Consider the following 21,083-nt stretch of genomic DNA (forward strand, 5'->3'; position numbering starts at 1 on the left):
AGGGTGGGCAAAGGCGCGCAGGCGCCGTGCCACCATCTCTCGACAACCAGCAGCCTAACCGTGGGCACGCTTCGCTTTGCCCACCCTACGCACGGTTTTCTTGGCCGCCTTCTTGGCAACGAGTTTCTTCGGCGCGACCTTCTTCGCCGGCTTGTTCGCCTTCTTCGCTTTCGGCCGCGTCCTCACCTTGGCGCGCTGGGCTGCGGCGAGCGCCGCCCTCGCCCATTGTGCGAGCTCGGCGGAATCGTCGAACAGGCGCGCCGGCAGCTCCCAATAGGAGTTGACCACCACGGTCTTGGCCCGGGTCGAGTACTGGAACGGCTTAGAGCCTTCGGCTTCAAAGTCCGGGATCGTCACCTCGTCGGCGCGCAAGAACAGGCCGGCACGCAACGACAGCGCGAAGTTGATGCCGTCGGCGGAGATGCCGTAGCCGGAGAACGTCTTTCGGATGGTGACGGGGCCGAAATCGGCGAACAGGTCGGTCAGGAATTCGCGGTCCATGCCAAGCTATCTCCCCATCGTCGTCCCGGCGAACGCCGGGATCCCAGCGCGAGCGCTTCGCGCTCGTCGCGATAACCACAGGGAGCAGTTTAGCGAAGACTGGAAGCGACGCCACGCGGTACGGATATCTTCTACTATCGAAAGATCACGCGGTATCGGTCCCGGCATTCGCCGGGACGACGGCGCGAGCCGGGCTTACCCGTCGATCTTGGCCGGCCGCAGCTCAACCGACTCGCCGCAGCCGCAGGCGGAAATCTGGTTGGGATTGTTGAAGACGAACTGGGCCTGCATCTTGTCGGCCTTGTAGTCCATCTCGGTGCCGAGCAGGAACAGCACGGCCTTGGGGTCGACCAGGATCTTGACGCCCTTGTCCTCGACGACCTCGTCGGTCGGGCGGACATCATGGGCGTATTCGACCGTGTAGGACTGGCCGGCGCAACCGCCGTTCTTCACGCCGACGCGCAGGCCGACGATCTCGGAATCGGCGCGCTGGGTCAGCTCGGTGATGCGCTGGGCAGCAGCGTCCGTCAGCCGCATCACCTGCGGGCGGGGCCGCCGGGGCTTTGGTGTCGAAACTGGTGTTGCCTGGGTCATGTTATGTATCTGGTCCGTTGCGGAGCGAATTCAATGCGAGCAGAGACCGTCACCACATGTTGAGCACGAGGCGCGCCTCGTCGCTCATGCGTTCGGGCGTCCACGGCGGCTCCCAGACGACCTTGACGTCGACCACGCCGACGCCGGGGACGCTGGCAACCGCGTTCTCGACCATGGTCGGCAGCTCGCCGGCGGCCGGGCAGTTCGGCGTCGTCAGCGTCATCTGGACGTCGACGGAGCGATCGTCCTTGATTTCGACCTTGTAGATCAGGCCGAGCTCGTAGATGTCGGCCGGGATTTCCGGGTCGAACACGGTCTTCAGCCCGGCGATGATCTCCGTGGTCAGCCGCTCGGTCTCCTCCGGCGGCAGCGCCGACCGGGTTTCCATCGGACTAGCTTTGATTTCGGCCGTGTCACTCATGCGAACAAATCCCGCGCCTTCAAGAGCGCCTGTGCCAGATGATCGACTTCTTCCCGCGTATTATACATGCCGAACGAGGCCCGGCAGGTGGCCGTTACATTGAACCGCTCTAAAAGCGGCATGACGCAATGGGTGCCGGCGCGCACCGCGATGCCCTGGCGGTCGATCACGGTAGCAACGTCATGGGCGTGCGCGCCCTTCAGCTCGAAGGAGATCACCGGACCCTTGCCGCGTGCCGTGCCGATCAGCCGCAGCGAATTGATCTCGCGGAGCCGATCCTGGGCATAGGTGGTGAGATCGTGCTCGTGCGCGGCGATACGCTCCTTGCCGATCGAATTGACGTAGTCGATGGCCGCGCCAAGGCCGACGGCTTCGACGATCGCGGGCGTGCCCGCCTCGAATTTGTGCGGGGGATCGCCATAGGTGACGACATCGCGCGAGACCTCGCGGATCATCTCGCCGCCGCCGTTGAAGGGACGCATCGCGACGAGGTGGTCGTACTTGGCCCAGAGGATACCGATGCCGGTGGGCCCATAAACCTTGTGGCCGGTGAAGACGTAGAAATCGCAGCCGATGTCCTGGACGTCGACGGGCAGATGCACCGCGCCCTGGCTGCCATCGACCAGCACGGGAATGCCGCGCGCGTGGGCGATCTTCACGACCTCCTTGACCGGCACGATGGTGCCGAGCGCGTTCGACATCTGCGTGATCGCGACCAGCTTGGTCTTGGCGGTCAGCAGCTTCTCGAACTCGTCGATGAGGAAATTGCCCTCGTCGTCCACCGGCGCCCATTTGATCACGGCACCCTGACGCTCCCGCAGGAAGTGCCAGGGCACGATGTTGGAGTGGTGCTCCATGATCGAGATGACGATCTCGTCGCCCTCTTTGATGTTCGGCCCGCCCCAGGACGAGGCGACCAGGTTGATCGCCTCCGTCGCGTTGCGGGTGAAGATCACTTCTTCCGTACGGGGCGCGTTGATGAACTGGGCCACCTTGGTGCGGCCGCCCTCATAGGCTTCGGTCGCGGCGTTGGCGAGATAATGCAGGCCGCGATGCACGTTGGCGTATTCGCTCGTATAGGCCTGCGTCATGCGATCGAGCACGGAGCTCGGCTTCTGCGCAGAGGCGGCGTTGTCGAGATAGACCAGCTTCTTGCCGTAGACCTGCATGGCGAGCGCCGGAAAATCCTGGCGCACGCGCGCGACGTCATAGGCACCGTTCTTGACTGCAGGATGCGTGCTCATTGGCGCCGCTCCAGCCAGCGCTCGGCGATGCCGATCACGTGCTCGCGCAAGCCGTCATCGGCAATCTGCTCGATCGCCTCGCCCACGAACGCCTGGATCAGCAGCGCCTGAGCCTGCTTCTCGGGCAGGCCGCGGGCCTTCAGATAGAACAAGAGGCTGTCGTCGAGCGCGCCGGCGGTGGCGCCGTGACCGCAGGAGACGTCGTCAGCGAAAATCTCGAGCTCGGGCTTGTTGTCGGCCTCGGCTTCATCCGAGAGCAGCAGCGCGCGCGTCATCATCTTGCCATCGGTCTTCTGCGCATCGGGACGGACGATGATGCGGCCCTGAAACACCGAATGAGCGCGGTCGTCGATCACGGCGCGGAAGATCTCGCGGCTGACGCAGTTCGGCACGGCGTGGTCGACCACCAGCGTGGTGTCGCCATGCTCGGTCTTCTGCAACAGGTTGACGCCGTTGGCCGAGAGCTCGCTGCCCTCGCCCGCCAGCGTGATGAAGCCCTGGAGGCGGCTGACCGCGGCACCGGTCGTCATGTTGAAGAAGTTGAGCTTCACGTTGGCGCCGACGGTGACGAAGTGCGACGAGACATTCAGCGCGTCAGGCGCATCGTCCATCAGGCGGATATGGGCCACGTCGGAATCGTCGCCGACCGTCACCAACACAGCGTCATGGACCTGGTAAGTCTTGGCGCCAGCCGCGACAAAACTCTCGATGATGGTGACGCGCGCGCCCTTCCCGACCGCGACCTGCGAACGGGTGAAGGCCGACGCCGACGCGGCCGTCGCAATGTGGATGATCTGGATCGGAGCGGACAGCTGCGCGCCGTCGGCAATCGACAGCACCACGCCATCGGTCGCCATGGCGGCGTTCAGCGCGATCACGGCATCGGTGGACGCGGTCTTCAGCAGACCGGCATCCTTCTCCAGCGTCTCCCGCAGCGTGCTGAAGCCCGCCTCGGCGGCCAGCGCCTTCACGTCGGAGAGATCGGCTGCGAACATGCCGTCGACCAGCACCAGCTTGCGGGCGCCTGCGATCGCATGCACCTTCACAGCGTCCGCGGCGCGCTTCAGCGCGGCCGCGTCGGGGCTGGCCGCAAGCGGCAGCACCTCGCCGACCAGCGCGCGCAGGTCGGTGTATTTCCATTCCTCGATCCGGCGGTGCGGAAGGCCGAGACGCTCATAGGTCTCGAACGCCTCGCGTCGCACGGCGGTGACCGCGGTCGAACCCGGCAGCCGGCCCTCGGCGCTGGTGAAGAGATCGCTCACCGCGCGGCCCTTTCCGGTCTTTGCCACAGCAACGTTCATCGCAAAATTCCTTACGCGGCGTCCTCGAACTGGGCATAGCCGGAGGCTTCCAGCTCCAGCGCGAGCTCCTTGCCGCCGCTCTTCACGACACGGCCCTTCGACATCACGTGCACGACGTCGGGCACGATGTAATTCAACAGCCGCTGATAATGGGTGATGACGACCATCGCGCGCTGGGGCGAACGCAGCGCGTTGACGCCGTCGGCAGCAATGCGCAGCGCGTCGATGTCGAGGCCGGAATCCATCTCGTCGAGGATGCACAGGCTCGGCTCGAACAGCGCCATCTGCAGCACCTCGTTGCGCTTCTTCTCGCCGCCGGAGAAGCCGACATTGACGCCGCGCTTGAGCATGTCCTGAGGGATGTTCAGCGACTTCGAGACTTCGCGGACCTTCTTCAGGAAGTCCGGCGTGGAATACTCGCTCTCGCCGCGGGCCTTGCGCTGCGCGTTCAGCGCGGTGCGGAGGAAATTCATGGTGGCGACGCCGGGGATTTCGACCGGATACTGGAACGCCAGGAACACGCCCTTGGCGGCGCGCTCGTCAGGCGACATCTCCAGGAGATCCTCGCCCTTGAACAGGATCTGGCCGTCGGTGACCTCGTAGCCGGGCTTGCCGGCGATGACGTGGGAGAGCGTCGATTTGCCGGAACCGTTCGGCCCCATGATCGCGTGCACCTCGCCCTCGTTCACGGTCAGCGTCAGCCCGTGGAGGATTTCACGCTCCTCGACACGAACCTTGAGGTCTTTCACTTCAAGCAAAGCCATCTTGGTATCCAGTTTGTTCAATTGATGTTGGAGCGCCCGAGGCGCACCGCGAGGGTCGGCGATCAGCCGACCGACCCTTCAAGCGAGATCGAGATCAGCTTCTGCGCTTCCACCGCGAATTCCATCGGCAGTTGCTGCAGCACGTCCTTGACGAAGCCGTTGACGACGAGGCCGACCGCCTCCTCCTGCGAAAGACCGCGCTGGATGCAGTAGAACAGCACGTCCTCGGAGATTTTCGAGGTCGTCGCCTCGTGCTCGAACGTCGCCGAGGAGTTCTTGGCCTCGATGTACGGCACAGTGTGCGCGCCGCATTTATCGCCGATCAACAAGGAGTCACAGGCGGTGAAGTTGCGCGCGCCGGTGGCTTTCCGATGCGCAGTCACGAGTCCGCGATAGGTGTTCTGCGACTTGCCGGCTGCGATGCCCTTCGAGATGATGCGGCTCGACGTGTTCTTGCCGAGATGGATCATCTTGGTGCCCGAGTCGACCTGCTGGAAGCCGTTCGAGATCGCGATCGAGTAGAACTCGCCGCTCGAATTGTCACCGCGGAGAATGCAGCTCGGATACTTCCAGGTGATCGCCGAACCCGTTTCGACCTGGGTCCAGGAGATCTTCGAACGGTCGCCGCGGCAGTCGCCACGCTTGGTGACGAAATTGTAGATGCCGCCCTTGCCTTCCGAATTGCCGGGGTACCAGTTCTGCACCGTCGAATATTTGATCTCGGCGTCGTCATGCGCGACGAGCTCGACCACGGCGGCGTGCAGCTGATTCTCGTCGCGCTGCGGCGCGGTGCAGCCTTCGAGATAGGAGACGTAGGAGCCCTTGTCGGCGATGATCAGCGTGCGCTCGAACTGGCCGGTGTTGCGCTCGTTGATGCGGAAATAGGTCGACAGCTCCATCGGGCAGCGCACGCCCGGCGGCACGTAGACGAACGAGCCATCGGAGAACACCGCCGAGTTCAGCGTCGCGTAGAAATTGTCCGAGGTCGGAACCACCGAGCCGAGATACTTCTGCACCAGTTCGGGATGCTCGCGGATCGCCTCCGAGATCGGCATGAAGATCACGCCGGCCTTCTTCAGCTCCGCCTTGAAGGTGGTGGCAACCGAGACCGAATCGAACACCGCATCGACCGCGATCTTGCGCCGCGCCGGATCTTCCTCACCGGGCTTGGGTTCCACACCTTCGAGCATGGCGACTTCCCGCAAGGGGATGCCGAGCTTCTCGTAGGTCTTCAGGATCTCCGGATCGATCTCGTCGAGCGAGGTGATCGACTTCTTCGGCTTCGGCGCAGAATAGTAATAGAGGTCCTGGAAATCGATCTTGGGATAGTCGACGCGCGCCCAGGTCGGCTCGGTCATGGTCAGCCAGCGCCGATAGGCCTCAAGCCGCCACTGGAGCATCCAGGCAGGTTCGTTCTTCTTCTCGGAGATGAACTTGACGGTCTCTTCCGACAATCCCTTGGGGGCCTTGTCGGACTCGATCAGGGTCTCAAACCCATAACGATACTGATCGACGTCGATGCGCTTCACGCGCTCGACCGTCTCTTGCACGGCTGGCATTCTATCCTCCGCTCGCGGTTTCAAGGACCGCGGTGGATCAAACTCGGACGAGTATTACGATGTTTTCTGGCCGAAAGCACGCGCTTAGAACCGTTCAAGCCGTGTTTCGTCGCTTAGTCTCTAAGTAGGGTATTACCGAGCTTTCGCCAAGCCTCTAACGCCCTATTGATGTCGTCCGGTTCTGTAGACCAGCCCAGACTGAGGCGCACCGCTCCCTGGGCCACGGCGGGATCATACCCCATGGCCGACAGCACGTGGGACGGCTGGACCTTGCCCGAGGAACAGGCCGAACCCGAGGAGACTGCGATTCCTTCGAGATCAAAGCCGATCACGGCGGTCTCAGCCTTGAGGCCGGGCGCGGTAAAAAGAACGGTATTTGGCAACCGCCGGACATCCTCTGAGAAGATCGTTGCGCCTGCGATTGCCCGGATGCCATTTTCCAAGCGAATTCTGAGGGTTGCCATCTGCTCCGCATCCTCTGAAAGAGTCTGAAGCGCGACCTTCACCGCAGCGCCAAAGCCCGCGATTCCCGCAACATTCTCGGTTCCCGCGCGCCGGTTCAGCTCCTGGCCGCCTCCCCGCAGCAGCGGCTCCAGTCCCGTCACTCCCTCCGCGACGACCAAGGCGCCGACCCCCTTGGGGCCGCCGACCTTATGTGCAGAAAAAGTCGCAAGATCCGCACCCATAGCATTGATTTCGAATGGGATTTTTCCAAGCGCCTGGATTGCATCGACGTGCAGGAGGCCGCCGGCCTCATGGACGATCTGGGCAACCTCCGCGACCGGCTGGAGCGCGCCGGTTTCGTTGTTCGCGGCCATGACCGAAACCAGTGCCGGAGGGCCGTCACCGAGCAGGCTCCTGAGATGGTCGAGGTCAACCACACCGGCCCGCATCACCGGAATCAGACCGATCTTGTCCGCCGCGAACCGGCCACCGGCCAGCACCGAAGCGTGCTCCACAGCCGAGACCAGCAGCCGCTCGACCACCGCACCGCCGGACGAGCGCCGCAGGCCAGGCGACAGCGCCAGCGCGTTGGCTTCCGTTCCAGCGGAGGTGAAGACGACGTTCCGCGGCAGTGCCCCTACCGCTCCTGCCAGCGTGGCACGGGCCTCCTCGACCAGCCGTCGCGCCTCCCGCCCCTCGGCATGGACCGATGACGGGTTGCCGACCAGGTCCCAGGCGGCGAGCATTGCGCGTCGCGCTTCCGCGCGGAGCGGCGCGGTCGCATTCCAGTCGAGATAAACGCGGTTCCGCATGTAGTATTATATTACCTTGCTTGGGACCCGGCCCTTGGGACGCACCCGGCCCGACATGGCGCCCCGGCACGCGCTTGGCAACGGCGATTCCATATCCGCGCCAGCCGATGACGCGACCATGACACGCTAACATCTTGAGCCCATTGAGTGATGTTCAAGATGCTTGCTTTTTGACCCTCTGCCTATGTTAGAACCCGCACCGTCAAGTCACCGCGCGCCTTTAGCGCATCACCGCAAGGCGCGCCTTCTCACCCTTCATTCGCGCTTCCGTCGGCACCCGCCGATGAGGCCACAATCGGTTGATTGCCGAGGATCGTCTCTCCAGCAAATCAATCAAGAGATCATCGATGCCTGAAGTTATTTTCACTGGCCCTGCCGGCCGTCTCGAAGGCCGCTATCACCCGGCCAAGCAGAAGAACGCGCCGATCGCGATGATCCTGCATCCGCATCCGCAGTTTCACGGCACGATGAACCATCAGATCGTGTACCAGTGCTATTATGCGTTCGCGCATCGCGGCTTCTCGGTGTTGCGCTTCAACTTCCGCGGCGTCGGCCGCAGCCAGGGCTCATTCGACCACGGCACCGGCGAATTGTCGGATGCCGCCGCCGCGCTCGACTGGGCACAGACCATCAATCCCGAAGCGCGCGCCTGCTGGGTTGCCGGCTTCTCCTTCGGCGCCTGGATCGGCATGCAGCTTTTGATGCGCCGCCCCGAGGTCGAGGGCTTCATCTCGATCGCGCCGCCGGCGAACCTCTATGACTTCTCGTTCCTCGCGCCCTGCCCGTCCTCAGGCCTGATCGTGCACGGCGAGAAGGATGCGGTGGTGCCGCCCAAGGACGTCAACACCCTGGTCGAGAAGCTGAAGACTCAGAAGGGCATCGTGATCGACCAGCAGGTCATCCCCGGTGCCAATCACTTCTTCGACGCCAAGCTCGAGCCGCTGATGGAAACCATCACGGCCTATCTCGACATGCGCCTGGCCAACGTGCGCTAAGCGAGCTTTAGCGCGGCGATCCCCATCAAGACGAGCGCGATGCCTGCAAGCTTCATCGCGCTCAAGGTCTCGCCGAACAGCACCACGCCCATCACGAAGGTGCCGGCAGCCCCAATGCCGGTCCAGACCGAATAGGCGACGCCGACCTCGAGCACCTTCAGGGCACGCCCGAGCAGGACAACGAAGGCTGCGAGCAGCACGAGCGAAGCGATGCTCCAACCTACGCGCGTGTAGCCCTCCGCATATTTCATCGAGACCGCCCAGCCGACGTCGAGCGCGCCTGCGATCACCAGCATCAGCCAGGCCAAGGATTGCGACATCGGCGTCGTCTCAGGCGGCGAGCTTGAGCAGATACGCGTCGTGCCGCACCAGGAAGGCGCGCAGCAATTGAGGATAGTCTGCGCCGACCGCGGTTCGTACGCTCGGACGCTTCGCAAGCTCCGCGCGCCACGCCCGCATCTTCGGAAGATCGCTGAAGATGCCGTGCTCGGTCAGTTCGTCGAACAGGTCGAAATAGCGGAAGATCGGCGCGAACACCGCATCGACCAGGCTGAACCCATCGCCCGCGAAATAAGGCCCCGCGCCGAGCGCCGCTTCGACACGCGCGAATTTCGCGGCGAGCGCCTGCCGCTTGCTTTCGAAGGTCGCCGGATCCGTCGTCGTCTCCAGTCCCCAGAGATCGCCGAGGATAGCAGAGCCGAACTCCATCCAGGCGCGATGCTCGGCACGCTTCAGCGCATCCGCCGGATGCAGCTTCGCGCCGCCTTGCGTCTCCTCGATATATTCACAGATCACGTTGCTCTCGAACAGCGCGACCTCGCCATGGTCCGTCGTCACCATCAGCACCGGCACCTTGCCGAGCGGCGAGAGCTTTAGAAACCAGTCGGGCTTGTTGGCGAGATCGATGTCGATCCGCTCGAACGGCACGCCCTTCTCCTTCAGCGCGACCACAGCGCGCTGCACATAGGGACAAAGCTTGTGGCTGATCAGTTTGAGCGAAGCGGTCATGGCCAAGATCCCGGCGTTTCGATGCAGCTGCGCCCAACATAGATGCACCTGCATGCAATTGTCAAGATCAATGCAATTGCATTAATTTAGGGCCAGCCGATCACCCTGCCCGTCATCGGCATCGGCACGCGTCGGGCAAAACACCCAAAACCCGTCAATCCCCGCCCGCAAAAATATTCCACTTTCCCGAATTTCGGATTTGTGGCATACACACGCCATCCCGGCCCTGCCAGAGGGGCGCTTCGCGATCGTCACGAGATGCGGGCCGGGGTGCGGTGGACGCGGTAGCGCCGGCGCGAGGTGCGTGAGGACAGGGCGGGCGACCGTGAGTCCCGGCACAACGCGCATACGACACGGCGCGGTCACAGCGGTCTGGTCGATGGTCTGGGGTGCGCACACCAAGCCCCGGTCGCTGAGGCCAAGCCGTCCGCGGACGGAGAAGTCGTGTGGTCCCGACGCCCGGGGTCCTGGCGTCAAGTCTCGCGGTGATGCGGCGGCCCGACCGGTCCGCGCATCGATCAGCCGCAAGGCGACGGGGGCAATAGTGCAACGCTCCCCGAGGAGAGCACGAAGGACACCGTTAAAACCATCCGCGCAGGGAAGGCCGGGCGACCGGCACACCTGTGGTCCACCCCGTGTGCGTTCTTATCGCCCACGGACCTGCGGGTGCCGCCGGCGCCCGGCCTTCCCTGCGCTCTCTGGTCCGATTGAGGGCGCCGAACGACAGCAAGGCTCGGGCGAAACCTGCCGCGAGACTGCAAAGGCGTGTCTGCAATCTGGAAACCAATTGAAAGGGCGATGCAGTTGCCCCCATTCGGGAGGCCGCCCTCACGGCCGCGCGATCACCCCGCCCGTCATCGGCATCGGCACCCCCGTGGTGGCCGGATAGGACAGCGGCAGGCCCTTCAGGCCGCGGGCGGCGAGGAAGCCGAAGGCCTGGGCCTCGATGGCGTCGGAGGCCCAGCCGAGCGTCTCGGCGGCCTCGACGGTCGCCGATCCCACCCGCTCGCGCAGCATCCGCAGCATGGTGAGGTTGCGGGCGCCGCCGCCGCAGACGATCCAGCTCCGCGGCCGCCGCGGCAGCAATGGAATGACCCGGGCAATCGCCGCGGCGGTAAAGGCGGTCAGGGTCGCGGCGCCGTCAGCCGGCTGGACATCACCAAGCTTCAGCGCCGCGAAATCGTTGCGGTCCAGCGATTTCGGCGGAGGCAACGCAAAGAACGGCAGCTCAAGCGCACGCGCGATCCAGGCCTCGTCCACCTTCCCGAGCGCTGCGAACTTTCCTTCCGCATCGAACGCCTGGTTCATGGTGCGGTACATGAAATCGTCCAGCAGCGCGTTGCCGGGGCCGGTATCGCAGGCGATCAGCGTGTCGTTGCCGTCGATATAGGTGATGTTGGAGACGCCGCCGATGTTGACCACGACGATCGGCCCCTCGCGATCCAGCGAGTTGGCGAGCGCGCGGTGGTAGACGGGTACGAAGGGCGCCCCCTGCCCGCCGGCCTCGACGTCGGCGGCGCGGAAATCATGCATCACGGGGATATGGATCGCTCTCGCCAGCGCCTGCGCGTCGCCGATCTGCACCGTCAGCCGTTTCTCGGGGCGGTGCAGCACGGTCTGGCCGTGGAAGCCGACGATGTCGATGTCCTCGGGCTTCATGCGGTTCTGGGCAAAGAAGGCGGCAACCGCCTCGGCATGGGCCCGTGTCACCGCGCGCTCGGCCTCGGCCAGGATGCCTGGCCGGGCGTCACGTTGCAGCAGGTGCACAGCCTCGGAGAGCGCCTGGCGCAGCAGATTGCGCTCCGCCGGGCTATAGGCCCGATAGCCGGACGGCCCGAATGCCTTCACCTGTTTTCCATCGGTTTCGATCAGCGCGACATCCACCCCGTCCAGCGAGGTGCCGCTCATCAAACCGAGTGCCGTCAACATCATGGATCAGCGTCCTCAAGAGACCCCCTCCGGCATGCCGATCTTGTGCCAGAGGGACACATCTTATAATGCCACAGGCCAAAGTGGCGGGCAGCAATCGAGTTCCCACGGAAGACCCTTAAATTGCTCCCAAAACAGTAAACCAAGAATTGTCAGGCACGCCGACAGATGACTGCATTTAAATCGGATTTCCTCAACACCCTGCAGGAACGTGGCTTCATCCACCAATGCTCCGATTTCGAGGGGCTGGACGCGCTCGCCGCCAAGGGCGAGGCGACCGCCTATGTCGGCTACGATTGCACCGCCCGCTCGCTGCACATCGGCAATTACCTCACCATGATGATGCTGCACTGGCTCCAAGAGTCCGGCAACAAGCCGATCACGCTGATGGGCGGCGGCACCACCATGGTGGGCGATCCCTCCGGCAAGGACGAGACGCGTGCGATGCGCACCGTCGCCGAGATCGAGGCCAACAAGGAATCGATCCGCGGCGTGTTCGCCAAGGTGTTGCGCTATGGCGAGGGCAAGAGCGACGCCATCATGCTCGACAATGCGGAGTGGTTGACCAAGCTGAACTGGATCGAGATGCTGCGCGACGTCGGCCGGCACTTCTCGGTCAACCGCATGCTGACCATGGACTCCGTCCGGCTGCGCCTCGAGCGCGAGCAGGAGATGAGCTTCATCGAGTTCAACTACATGGTCTGCCAAGCCTACGACTTCGTCGAGCTCGCCAAGCGCACCGGCTGCAAATTGCAGATGGGCGGCTCGGACCAGTGGGGCAACATCATCATGGGCGTCGATCTCGGCCGTCGCATGGGCACCCATCAGCTGTTCGCACTGACGACGCCGCTGCTGACGACGGCGTCGGGCGCCAAGATGGGCAAGACCGCGCAAGGCGCGGTCTGGCTCAACGCCGACGCGTTCTCGCCCTATGATTTCTGGCAGTACTGGCGCAACACGGAAGATGCCGACGTCGGCAAATTCCTGAAGCTGTTCACGACGCTGCCGATGGCTGAGATCAAGAAGCTCGAGGCGCTCGGCGGCTCTGAGATCAACGAGGCCAAGAAGGTGCTCGCCACTGAAGCGACCGCCCTGCTGCACGGCCGCGACGCCGCGAACGAGGCGGCGGAGACCGCGCGCCGCACCTTCGAGGAAGGCGCGCTGGCCGAAACCCTGCCGACGGTGGAAATTCCGCGCGGCGAGTTCGACGCCGGCCTCGGCGTGCTCAACGCCTTCGTCAAGGCGGGCCTCGTTGCATCCAACGGCGAAGCCCGGCGCCAGATCAAGGGCGGCGGCCTTCGCGTCAACGACGAGCCGGTCACTGACGAAAAGATGGCGCTGTCGGCAAACAATCTGACGCCAGAGGGCGTGATCAAGCTGTCCTTTGGCAAGAAGAAGCACGTCCTCCTTAAGCCTGCATAGGCGTATGAGCTTTTCGCTGCTTGTCAGGGCGCACGGATGCGCGCTCCCTGACGGGCAATGGATCAGAACACGCCCAGGGAGAAGGTCGCGAGCGATCAGCGGGACGCTGTTCGCACCGCGCTCGTCGTGCTCGCTCTGTGCTTCACGCTGGCCGTGCTCGGCCGCGGGCTCGGCGACAGCTTTACGGTATTCCTCAAGCCGATCTCGGAAAGTTTTGGCTGGGACCGCGCGCAGATCGTCTCGGTCTATTCGCTGACCTGGCTCGCGAGCGGTCTCACCGCGCCCTTCGTCGGACGCCTGTTCGACCATTCCGGACCGCGCATCGTCTATGCGCTCGGGCTGCTTCTGCTGGGCGCGGCGTTCCTGGTCGCAGCCCACGCGCAACATCTCTGGCAGTTCCAGCTCTCGATCGGCCTCTGCGTCGGCATCGGCGTTGCCTTCATCGGCATCGTGCCGAACTCGATCCTGCTCGGCCGCTGGTTCGGGCCCCGTCTGCCGACCGCAATGTCGGTGGTGTATTCGGCGATGGGCGGCGGCGTGCTGGCGCTGCTGCCGGCTTCGCAGCTCCTGATCGATCACATCGGCTGGCGCGACACCTACCAGCTGTTCGGCTTTACGGCACTCGGCCTGTTGCTCCCGCTGATGCTGCTGCCGTGGCGGCTGTTCGCCGCGGGCTCGCCGCATGTCGTGAAGAGGACCGACCCTGATTTCGTCGACAATGGCTGGACCCTGCTCCGTGCCATGCGCCATCACGCTTTCTGGGCGCTGTTCTGGACCTTCTTCTTCACTGCCGTCGGCATGTACGCGATCGCCGCGCAGATCGTGGCCTATCTGATCGATGCCGGCTTCCCGCCGCTGCAGGCTGCGACCGCCTGGGGCTTCTCCGGCGTCGTGCTGGTATTCGGCATGCTCGGCGTCTCCGCGCTCGACGGCCTGATCGGGCGCCGGCCGTCGGTGCTGCTGAGCTACGCGATCTCGATCCTCGGCATCGTGCTGCTGTGGCTGTTGCAGTATTCTCCGAACATCCTGCTGCTCACCGGCTTCGTCGTCTGCTTCGGCAGCATGATGGGCTCGCGCGGTCCGCTGATCAGCGCCACCGCGATGAGGATTTTCCAGGGCAAGCGGGTCGGCACCATCTACGGCACCATCTCGATCGGCAGCGGCCTCGGCTCGGCGTTCGGCTCCTGGAGCGGCGGCCTGATCCATGACGCGACCCACGGGTATAACGCGCTACTTGCCTTCGCACTTGCGAGCGTGGTGCTCGGGATGATCCCGTTCCTGATCGTGCCCGCCTTGCGGCGGTAGGTATCTCAGAGGTAACTTGCGCGCATTCGTGTCACCGGGGAATTACGGATCGGGGCGACGCGAACACACGCAAAAAATGTGGATCGCACGCGGCTGAAACCGCAGCCTGCGGTGTTTTGTCCGACATGACGAAAATGTCAGCGCGGAATTGGTGCTGAGCGGCTTGCGGGACAGAACCGAATGCGGTCCAAGTCGCAATATTGGATGGAGGGCAAACCAATGAACTTTCCCTATCTCACTCGCTTTCAACCGGTTCTCTTGAGCCTGTTTCGCTTCGTCACCGGATTGCTGCTGTTCCAGTACGGCATCGCAAAGATCTTCAAGTTTCCGGTGCTCCCCTACTTCGCCAACATCCCGCCGCTGATCTGGACGGCAGGCGCGCTCGAGCTCGTGCTCGGCGCGCTCCTGATGCTCGGCCTGTTCACCCGCCTCGCCGCTTTCATTCTCTCGGGCGAAATGGCCTTCGCTTACTTCATGGGCCACATGCTCAAAGGCGAAACGCCGGTGCTCTTGCCGCTGCTCAATGGCGGCACCGCAGCAATCCTGTTCTGCTTCGCCTGCCTCTACCTCGCGGCCGCCGGCGGCGGTTCGGTCAGCGTCGATGCGCTGATGGGCAAGGAGAGCGGCGCGACGGGTGACGCCTACGCACGGCGCTGAGGCGCTCGCAAATTAACCTGAACGCAAGTCGGCACCGGCGGATCTGCCAGTGCCGACTCAGCGCGCGCCCAGCACGTTCCAGATCAGGACGAGGGCGGCCACGAGCAGCACGGCCATGACGATGCGGTGAACGAATCGGTTCATTGCCGCTCCGGCCGGGCTCGGTCACCACCACATTCCGACATCATCTGTCTCGGCGACCTGACGCGCCACGCACTGGCGAAGCGCGTTTCCGCCTGCATGCGTGCGCATCCGGCTGCGGAGCCTGCGCGCGCGGCAGCACGTCGCACGCGTCCATTCATGATTGGTAAGAACTTCATGCTACCGACGCGAGCAATAACATCCATTTCTTTCGAGGCTGCGATGAAGCTGATGAGTCATCTCAAGATCCGGACCAAGCTCGCCAGCATGGTTTGTCTTTCAGCTCTCACAGTCACAGCCATCATCGGCGTATCGTCCATCCTCAGCAAGAGCCGCATGATGGAGGACCGGGTCCAGCAGATGCGGACTGCGGTAGAGCTGCTCTACAACTACGCGCAATCTCTTCAGGAAGAGGTTACCGCCGGCAAGCTGACGTCGGCTGACGCCAAAGCCCAGTTCCACCAGCGTGGCCGCCGCATGAACTTCAACGGCAACCAGGGCTACCCCGTCGTCTACAACCCCGACACCTCCATCCTGGTGAACGGCGCCAACCAGCAGCTGGAAGGCAAGATCACCGGCGCCAAAGACTCCAACGGCGTCCTGATCGCCGACGCCATCATCAAGGCTGGCGGCGAGACCGCGCAGGGCGGAGTGACCTCCTATCTCTACCCCCGCCCCGGCCAGACCGAGCCCGTGCGCAAGACCGTCTTCGCGCGCAAATTCGCGCCCTGGAACGCGACCATCAGCTACGGCCTCTATGTCGACGACATCGACGCCGACGTGCGCGCCCTGACGCTGGAGCTCGCCGCGATCGGCATCGGCCTGATGCTGCTGATGGCGACGCTGTCCTGGCTGATCGCCCGCGATGTGCTCGGCGCGCTCGACCGCCAGAAGAACCGCATGCAGGAGATTTCGGAAGGCGCTATCGACAAGCCGGTCGAGGAGACCGACCGCGGCGACGAGATCGGCCGCATGGCCGAGACACTCGAAGTGCTCAGGCAGACCGCGCTGACGGCGCGGAACCTGGAAGCCGAGCAGGTCGCCACCAAGACCCGCAGCGAGCAGGAGAAGCGCGACGCCCTGATCGCCCTCGCCGATCGCTTCGATGCCTCCGTCGGTCAGCTCGTCGGCCTGATGGCCTCCGGCTCCGGCGAGCTCGAGACCACCGCGAAATCGATGTCATCCACGGCTGAGGGCACCAACCGCCGCGCCGCCGTGGTCGGCACGGCCGCCACCGAAGCCAGCCAGCGCGTTCAGACCGTCGCGGCTGCCGCCGAGGAGCTCTCCTCCTCGATCACCGAGATCAGCCGCCAGGTCGCCCAATCCGCCGAAGTGACCGGTCGCGCGGTGGACAGCGCCCGCCGCACCGATACCATCGTGCGTGCCCTCTCGGACGGCGCCCAGCAGATCGAGCATGTCGCCGAGCTGATCTCCAGCATCGCCGCCCAGACCAATCTGCTCGCGCTCAATGCCACCATCGAGGCCGCGCGCGCCGGCGAAGCCGGCCGCGGCTTTGCCGTCGTCGCTTCCGAGGTGAAGTCACTGGCGAGCCAGACCGCGGAAGCCACCCGCGAGATCGGCGACAAGATCGCCCAGATCCAGGGCGCGACCAAGGAGGCCGTGGACGCCATCGGCGGCATCACCGCCACCATCGAGGAGGTCAGCCGCATCGCGACATCGATCGGCGCCGCCATCGAGGAGCAAGGCGCCGCCACCGCCGAGATCGCCCGCAGCGTCTCGCAGACCGCGGAAGCCACCAAGGAAGTCACCACCAATATCGGCGGCGTCTCGACTGCAGCGAACGAGACCGGCAACGCCGCCGGCATGGTGCTCGCCGCAGCCAGCAACCTCTCCAAGCAGGCCGAACAGCTCTCGGGTGAAGTCGGGACGTTCCTAAAGGGCGTGCGCGCGGCGTAAGTTTCCAGGCGCCTAAGCCTCCGCATTCGTCATGGCCGGGCTTGTCCCGGCCATTCGCGTTTAGCCACGCCGCACAAAGAACGTAGATGGCCCGGGACAAGCCCGGCCATGACGGTGACGACCGTTCCGTCTCTAGCGCCGCGTCAGGCTACATCCGCTCGATAGCTGGCGGGTCGATCCGGTCGAGCCGTCGTTGGACTGCGACGGGAATTCCTCGAACGGCGTGTTCTGCTTGCCGGTGTTGAACTCGAAGATCTTGCGGAACACGCCCGGCACCATGGCCGAGACCGGATTGACGCGCATCACGGGCGCCGCCGGCGTACCGACGACCTCATAGGTCACACCGATCAGGCCCTCTTTATCGCCGCCCCCCAGGAACAGTCCGAGTACCGGAATCTGTCCGAACATGTTGTTCAACCCATACATCGGCACGAAGGTGCCGCTCATGCAGACCTGGTTGCCGGGATAGTCGATCGAGCCCTCGATGGTGGCGCCGATCATGGGACCCTTGACCACGCCGTCGCGGACCGTCAGCGCGCCGTTCTGCCGGGTGAACTCGGCGCGGAGCGCACTGAAGGAGACGCCGTTGCCGGTGCCGTTGGGCGCGCCGGCGGCAACGCGTTCGAGCTGCGCCTCGCCCTTCACCGTGAAGTCGCGGACGTTGATGAGGCCCTCGCGCGAGGTGTTCGGCTCGGATGTCGGCGGCTCCATCGCCACCACCATCTGGCCGCCGACCGCCTTGGTGTAGGTGTCGGTGAACCGCAGCAACGCGCCGGCATCGTTGGTCTGAAGGTAGATCACCTCGCGGTTGCCCTGCGCACGCCCGCCGCGCAGATCGGCGGCCACCGGGGTGTCCTTGCCGATCCTGCCGTTCAGCGTGAAGGCCTTGATAGCGCCGTTGCGTTTCGACATCTTGGCGTCGATGCTGCGCATCGCCTCGCCGTTGAAGCCCATGACGGCACCGAGCTTCACGTCGATGTCGAAATCGACGTTCTTCATCTTGTTGTTCTTGTCGTCCTTGGAATTGCCTGAGATCGCCGATTTCAGAAAGCCACGGCCGTCGAACACGTCGCCGCGCATGGTGCCCTTGACGACGCCATCCTGGCTGCGTTCCACCTTCAGCGACGCCTTGTCGCCGTCCGACGGCGAATAGACCGGGAAGTTCGCGTTCACGAGGTCGCCGTTCGCATCGACCTCGAGCGAGCCCTTGATCGAGGCGCCGCCGCCTTCGATGACGATGTCCTCCAGGCGCGTCGATTGCGCGGTCGGCAGGACCTTGAAGCTGGCCTTGCCGGACTTGCCCGGCAGCTTGACCCAGCCGGGCAGGATGTTGTCGAGCTTCACCGACGTCAGGTCGGCCTCGACGCCGAGCCTCGTCGTCTGGTCGGGACCGCCCGCGATCTTGCCCGACAGCTTGATCGGCAACGATCCGCTGACGGCGGGGCTGAGATCGAATCCAAGGCGCGCGCGGCTCGCATCATCCAGCGTCGCCTGCAACCTGACATCCGCGTCGCCCTCGGCGGGCTTGCGATAGTCGAGCGAGGCCGCCTGCCCGTTGATCTTCACGTCGCCCTTGACCTGGTAGCCCTGGTTGCTCGCAACGATCTTGAGTGTGTTGGCCTCCAGCTTCTGGTTCATCACCAGCTTGTCGGCGGCAAAACCGTTGAGATCGGCGGTGACGGCGTAGGTAGTGTCCGCCTTGGTCAGCTCGCCCTTGACCGGGAGGCCGAGCTGGATGTTCGCCGTGAAAGTCCCCTTGCTGGTGTTGGGATCGACGACGGTCGACGACAGATCACTCAGGCGATCATTCGAGAGCATCTCGGCTGCCGCCGGCACAGGCCCCTCGACGCGGAACCTGGTCCGCGACGGCGACGGCTTGGGCGCCATATCAGGCACCTCGAAGACGAAATCGGAAATCGTGACCTTGCGGCCGGCGGGCGTATCGGCAATGCCCTGCCCGATGGTCACGGTCGCGGTGCGGCCGGTCACGCGCGCCTTCAGATCGGCATCGTGCACGACAGGCATGCCGTCCACGGGACGGACCGCGACGCCGCTCGCCACGATGTTGACCGAGAGGCCGTCGTCGGGAATCGGCGGCCCCTTGCGCGGAAGGTTCTTCGTCGGCGAATTGACGCCAATCTCGATGCGCTGGAGCGTACCGCGCTCGATCCGCTCGATCACCCACTCGCGCAACTCGGGAACGACCAGCGTCGGCCACATCCGCTTCAGCGCGGAGGCCGACATCGGCGTTCCCGCAAAGCCCAGCGTCAGCCGCGGCTCGCCGGAATAGTCGATGGCACCCGTGCCGGCGACGCCAATCTCGCCATTGCTGACGTCTGCCTGCGTCAGCAAGAGACGCTTGTGGTCGGTGTCGAAGCGGAAGCCGATCGCGATGCGGTTGAAGACGAGCGGTGGCTCGTTGTCGATGCCGCCGAGCAGGATCGAACCGCCGCTGAAGCCGAGCTGCCAGTCATTGACGGTGCCGTTGGGCGGCTCGAGATGGGCCAGAAGCGTCAGGCGGTTCGGGCCCGACAGGATCTTGAACGGTGCGACCAGCACCCGCCGATTGGCGTCCCACTCGACGTTGATCTCGGCCTGGTCGATCGCCATCGGATAGTCCGGCGTGTCGGTGTCGATGATATTGCCCGCGCCGATCGCGATCTTGCCGCGGAAGAAGGTCGGCACACCATCGCGGCCGAGCTCGCCCTTGAGCTCACCCGTCAGCGGCAGGTCGGCCGTGTAGGTGAGATCCTTGACCCGCAGGGCCAGGAGGATGTTGGAAGTCGAGACCTTGTCGGCCTTGATGTCGACCGAGCGCACGCCGTTCTCGGCCGGCCCGATCGTGGCGCGCAGCATCCACGGGCGCGCGCCCTCTTCGCCCAGGCTGAGCGTGACGCCTCCGCGGCTCGGCCGGCGCAGGCTGAGCGTGATGTTCTCAAACGACCATTTGCTGCCGCGCTGCTGATCGTCGACGATCAGGTTGCCGTTCTTCAGACCGATCTCGTTGAGGTTCTGGCCGTCGAGGCCGGTCATGCTCAGACTGTCGAGCCAGTCGAGGCCCTGAAGGATGCCGCTTTGTGCCGTCGCCGGAGGCGGGCCTTGCGAGGCGGTTTGAGATGGATCCTGGCCCGCAGGCGCCGTGGCGAATGGCGGCGGCGGCACGCCATTGCGCGGGAACGTCGGCGGCAGTCCCGCGTCCTTCTTCGAGGCGACGCCGGTTGCCAGTGGCTTTGCGGTGTCGCCGGCGGACACGGTGACGGTGCCGTCGGGCGCGATGCGGATCGCAAGCTCAGCGTCGACCAGATTGAGACTCTCGGCGCGCAGATGCCCCATCAAGAGGCCCGCACCCGATAGCTTCACTTCCGCCTTGGGCGCGCTGGCAACGATGGCGTGATCGCGATCGCGGACGATGATGTCTCGGATACGGACGGCGATGCGGACCCGGCCGGCACGCTCGATCTGGGTGCCTCCGATCTCAACCGTGTTGCCGTGACCGATATTGTCCTCGATCGCGGCCGCCAGCCATGGCGTTGCGATGTCGAGATTGATGGGGCCGGCACCGAGCCGCCACCACAAAGCACCGAAGCAGCCGACGAAGATGACGGCGAGAGTCCCGACGACAAGGACGACGCGCTTCAGCCAGCGATCGGCGGCCAGCCAGCGGCGCAACGCGCCAAACCCGTCACCGAAGCGATGAAAGCCCGAATGGGAACGCGACAACAGCCGGCGCGCGCGATGGCCCGCGGCCGCCTCCTGATCCGGATCCCAATCGGCGTCGTCCCATTCCTGCGGCTGTTGCTGAACGCCGCGCCGATCGAAGTCCCGATTGTAATCCTGGGGCGACTTATTCCTTGCCATTGCCTCTCGATACAGGCGCCCGTCATAGGATTGAGCGCCGCCGGGACCGCAGCCGTCGACGGGAAGCGAAGCTCCCTGCGCCGGCATTGCCGCCATACCTCGAATATTCCTGCTGTTCGTCATTTCGCCCCGGGAGCGCGTTCAACGAGCAGTGGGGTGGTGCGTGGAATTCCTTGTAACCATACTCCGGCGCCGCCAGACTTGCCCAGCC

At 64.5% G+C, this 21,083-nt stretch carries 17 protein-coding genes; 5 read left to right on the forward strand and 12 right to left on the reverse strand.

Features of this window, described 5'->3' with window-relative positions; all coding sequences use genetic code 11:
- Positions 1 to 54: 54 nt before the first annotated feature.
- From AABA86_RS11135 to AABA86_RS11170, 8 genes are all read right to left on the reverse strand, one after another.
- A complete protein-coding gene (locus AABA86_RS11135) occupies positions 55 to 501 on the reverse strand; it encodes a TfoX/Sxy family protein (protein WP_338306744.1) in 447 nt (148 codons plus the stop codon).
- Positions 502 to 696: 195 nt separating this feature from the next.
- Complete coding sequence (locus tag AABA86_RS11140) at positions 697 to 1,095, reverse strand: HesB/IscA family protein (protein ID WP_212244355.1); 399 nt, start codon at positions 1,093 to 1,095, stop codon at positions 697 to 699.
- A 49-nt stretch (positions 1,096 to 1,144) separates the two neighbouring features.
- Positions 1,145 to 1,516, reverse strand: a complete 372-nt coding sequence (locus tag AABA86_RS11145) for an SUF system Fe-S cluster assembly protein (protein WP_212244356.1) — start codon at positions 1,514 to 1,516, stop codon at positions 1,145 to 1,147.
- The gene (locus AABA86_RS11150; RefSeq protein ID WP_338306745.1) at positions 1,513 to 2,760 is read right to left on the reverse strand and encodes a cysteine desulfurase; all 1,248 of its coding nucleotides are present in this window, start codon (positions 2,758 to 2,760) and stop codon (positions 1,513 to 1,515) included. Before AABA86_RS11150 ends, AABA86_RS11145 begins: the two co-directional genes overlap by 4 nt.
- Positions 2,757 to 4,061, reverse strand: a complete 1,305-nt coding sequence (gene sufD / locus AABA86_RS11155; protein ID WP_212244358.1) for a Fe-S cluster assembly protein SufD — start codon at positions 4,059 to 4,061, stop codon at positions 2,757 to 2,759. The genes AABA86_RS11150 and sufD overlap by 4 nt, the downstream gene beginning before the upstream one ends.
- An 11-nt stretch (positions 4,062 to 4,072) precedes the next feature.
- Positions 4,073 to 4,825, reverse strand: a complete 753-nt coding sequence (gene sufC, locus AABA86_RS11160) for a Fe-S cluster assembly ATPase SufC (protein WP_338306746.1) — start codon at positions 4,823 to 4,825, stop codon at positions 4,073 to 4,075.
- A gap of 62 nt (positions 4,826 to 4,887) precedes the next feature.
- Positions 4,888 to 6,384 carry a Fe-S cluster assembly protein SufB gene (sufB, locus tag AABA86_RS11165; RefSeq protein WP_338306747.1) on the reverse strand — a complete coding sequence of 499 codons (1,497 nt, stop codon included), beginning with the start codon at positions 6,382 to 6,384 and terminating at the stop codon, positions 4,888 to 4,890.
- A 113-nt stretch (positions 6,385 to 6,497) separates the two neighbouring features.
- Complete coding sequence (locus AABA86_RS11170) at positions 6,498 to 7,640, reverse strand: cysteine desulfurase family protein (RefSeq protein ID WP_338306748.1); 1,143 nt, start codon at positions 7,638 to 7,640, stop codon at positions 6,498 to 6,500.
- Positions 7,641 to 7,987: 347 nt separating this feature from the next.
- Between AABA86_RS11170 and AABA86_RS11175 the strand changes: the two genes are divergently transcribed.
- The gene (locus AABA86_RS11175) at positions 7,988 to 8,635 is read left to right on the forward strand and encodes an alpha/beta hydrolase (protein ID WP_014495555.1); all 648 of its coding nucleotides are present in this window, start codon (positions 7,988 to 7,990) and stop codon (positions 8,633 to 8,635) included.
- Here AABA86_RS11175 and AABA86_RS11180 read toward each other — a convergent pair.
- The 3 genes from AABA86_RS11180 to AABA86_RS11190 all read right to left on the reverse strand — a co-directional run bounded on the left by AABA86_RS11180 (position 8,632) and on the right by AABA86_RS11190 (position 11,575).
- On the reverse strand, positions 8,632 to 8,955 hold the full coding sequence (locus tag AABA86_RS11180) for a DMT family transporter (RefSeq protein ID WP_338306749.1): 324 nt from the start codon (positions 8,953 to 8,955) through the stop codon (positions 8,632 to 8,634). The genes AABA86_RS11175 and AABA86_RS11180 overlap by 4 nt on opposite strands.
- 10 nt (positions 8,956 to 8,965) lie before the next feature.
- On the reverse strand, positions 8,966 to 9,643 hold the full coding sequence (locus AABA86_RS11185; RefSeq protein WP_338306750.1) for a glutathione S-transferase family protein: 678 nt from the start codon (positions 9,641 to 9,643) through the stop codon (positions 8,966 to 8,968).
- Positions 9,644 to 10,471: 828 nt separating this feature from the next.
- On the reverse strand, positions 10,472 to 11,575 hold the full coding sequence (locus tag AABA86_RS11190) for an anhydro-N-acetylmuramic acid kinase (RefSeq protein ID WP_338306751.1): 1,104 nt from the start codon (positions 11,573 to 11,575) through the stop codon (positions 10,472 to 10,474).
- Between the two features lie 165 nt (positions 11,576 to 11,740).
- Here AABA86_RS11190 and tyrS point away from each other — a divergent pair, with 165 nt between their 5' ends.
- From tyrS to AABA86_RS11210, 4 genes are all read left to right on the forward strand, one after another.
- Positions 11,741 to 12,994: a tyrosine--tRNA ligase gene (gene tyrS, locus AABA86_RS11195; protein ID WP_338306752.1), complete on the forward strand. Its 1,254-nt coding sequence runs from the start codon at positions 11,741 to 11,743 to the stop codon at positions 12,992 to 12,994.
- 57 nt (positions 12,995 to 13,051) lie between these two features.
- A complete protein-coding gene (locus tag AABA86_RS11200) occupies positions 13,052 to 14,299 on the forward strand; it encodes an MFS transporter (RefSeq protein WP_338306753.1) in 1,248 nt (415 codons plus the stop codon).
- Between the two features lie 219 nt (positions 14,300 to 14,518).
- Positions 14,519 to 14,956: a DoxX family protein gene (locus AABA86_RS11205; protein ID WP_338306754.1), complete on the forward strand. Its 438-nt coding sequence runs from the start codon at positions 14,519 to 14,521 to the stop codon at positions 14,954 to 14,956.
- 363 nt (positions 14,957 to 15,319) lie between these two features.
- Positions 15,320 to 17,014, forward strand: coding sequence for a methyl-accepting chemotaxis protein (locus tag AABA86_RS11210; RefSeq protein WP_338306755.1), 1,695 nt, complete (start codon positions 15,320 to 15,322; stop codon positions 17,012 to 17,014).
- A 132-nt stretch (positions 17,015 to 17,146) separates the two neighbouring features.
- Here the strand turns inward: AABA86_RS11210 and AABA86_RS11215 are convergent, their stop codons facing one another.
- On the reverse strand, positions 17,147 to 20,959 hold the full coding sequence (locus tag AABA86_RS11215) for a YhdP family protein (RefSeq protein ID WP_338307182.1): 3,813 nt from the start codon (positions 20,957 to 20,959) through the stop codon (positions 17,147 to 17,149).
- Positions 20,960 to 21,083 lie beyond the last annotated feature (124 nt).

The sequence above is a fragment of the Bradyrhizobium sp. TM233 genome, assembly GCF_036247965.1.
GTDB classification, from domain to species: Bacteria; Pseudomonadota; Alphaproteobacteria; order Rhizobiales; family Xanthobacteraceae; genus Bradyrhizobium; species Bradyrhizobium ottawaense.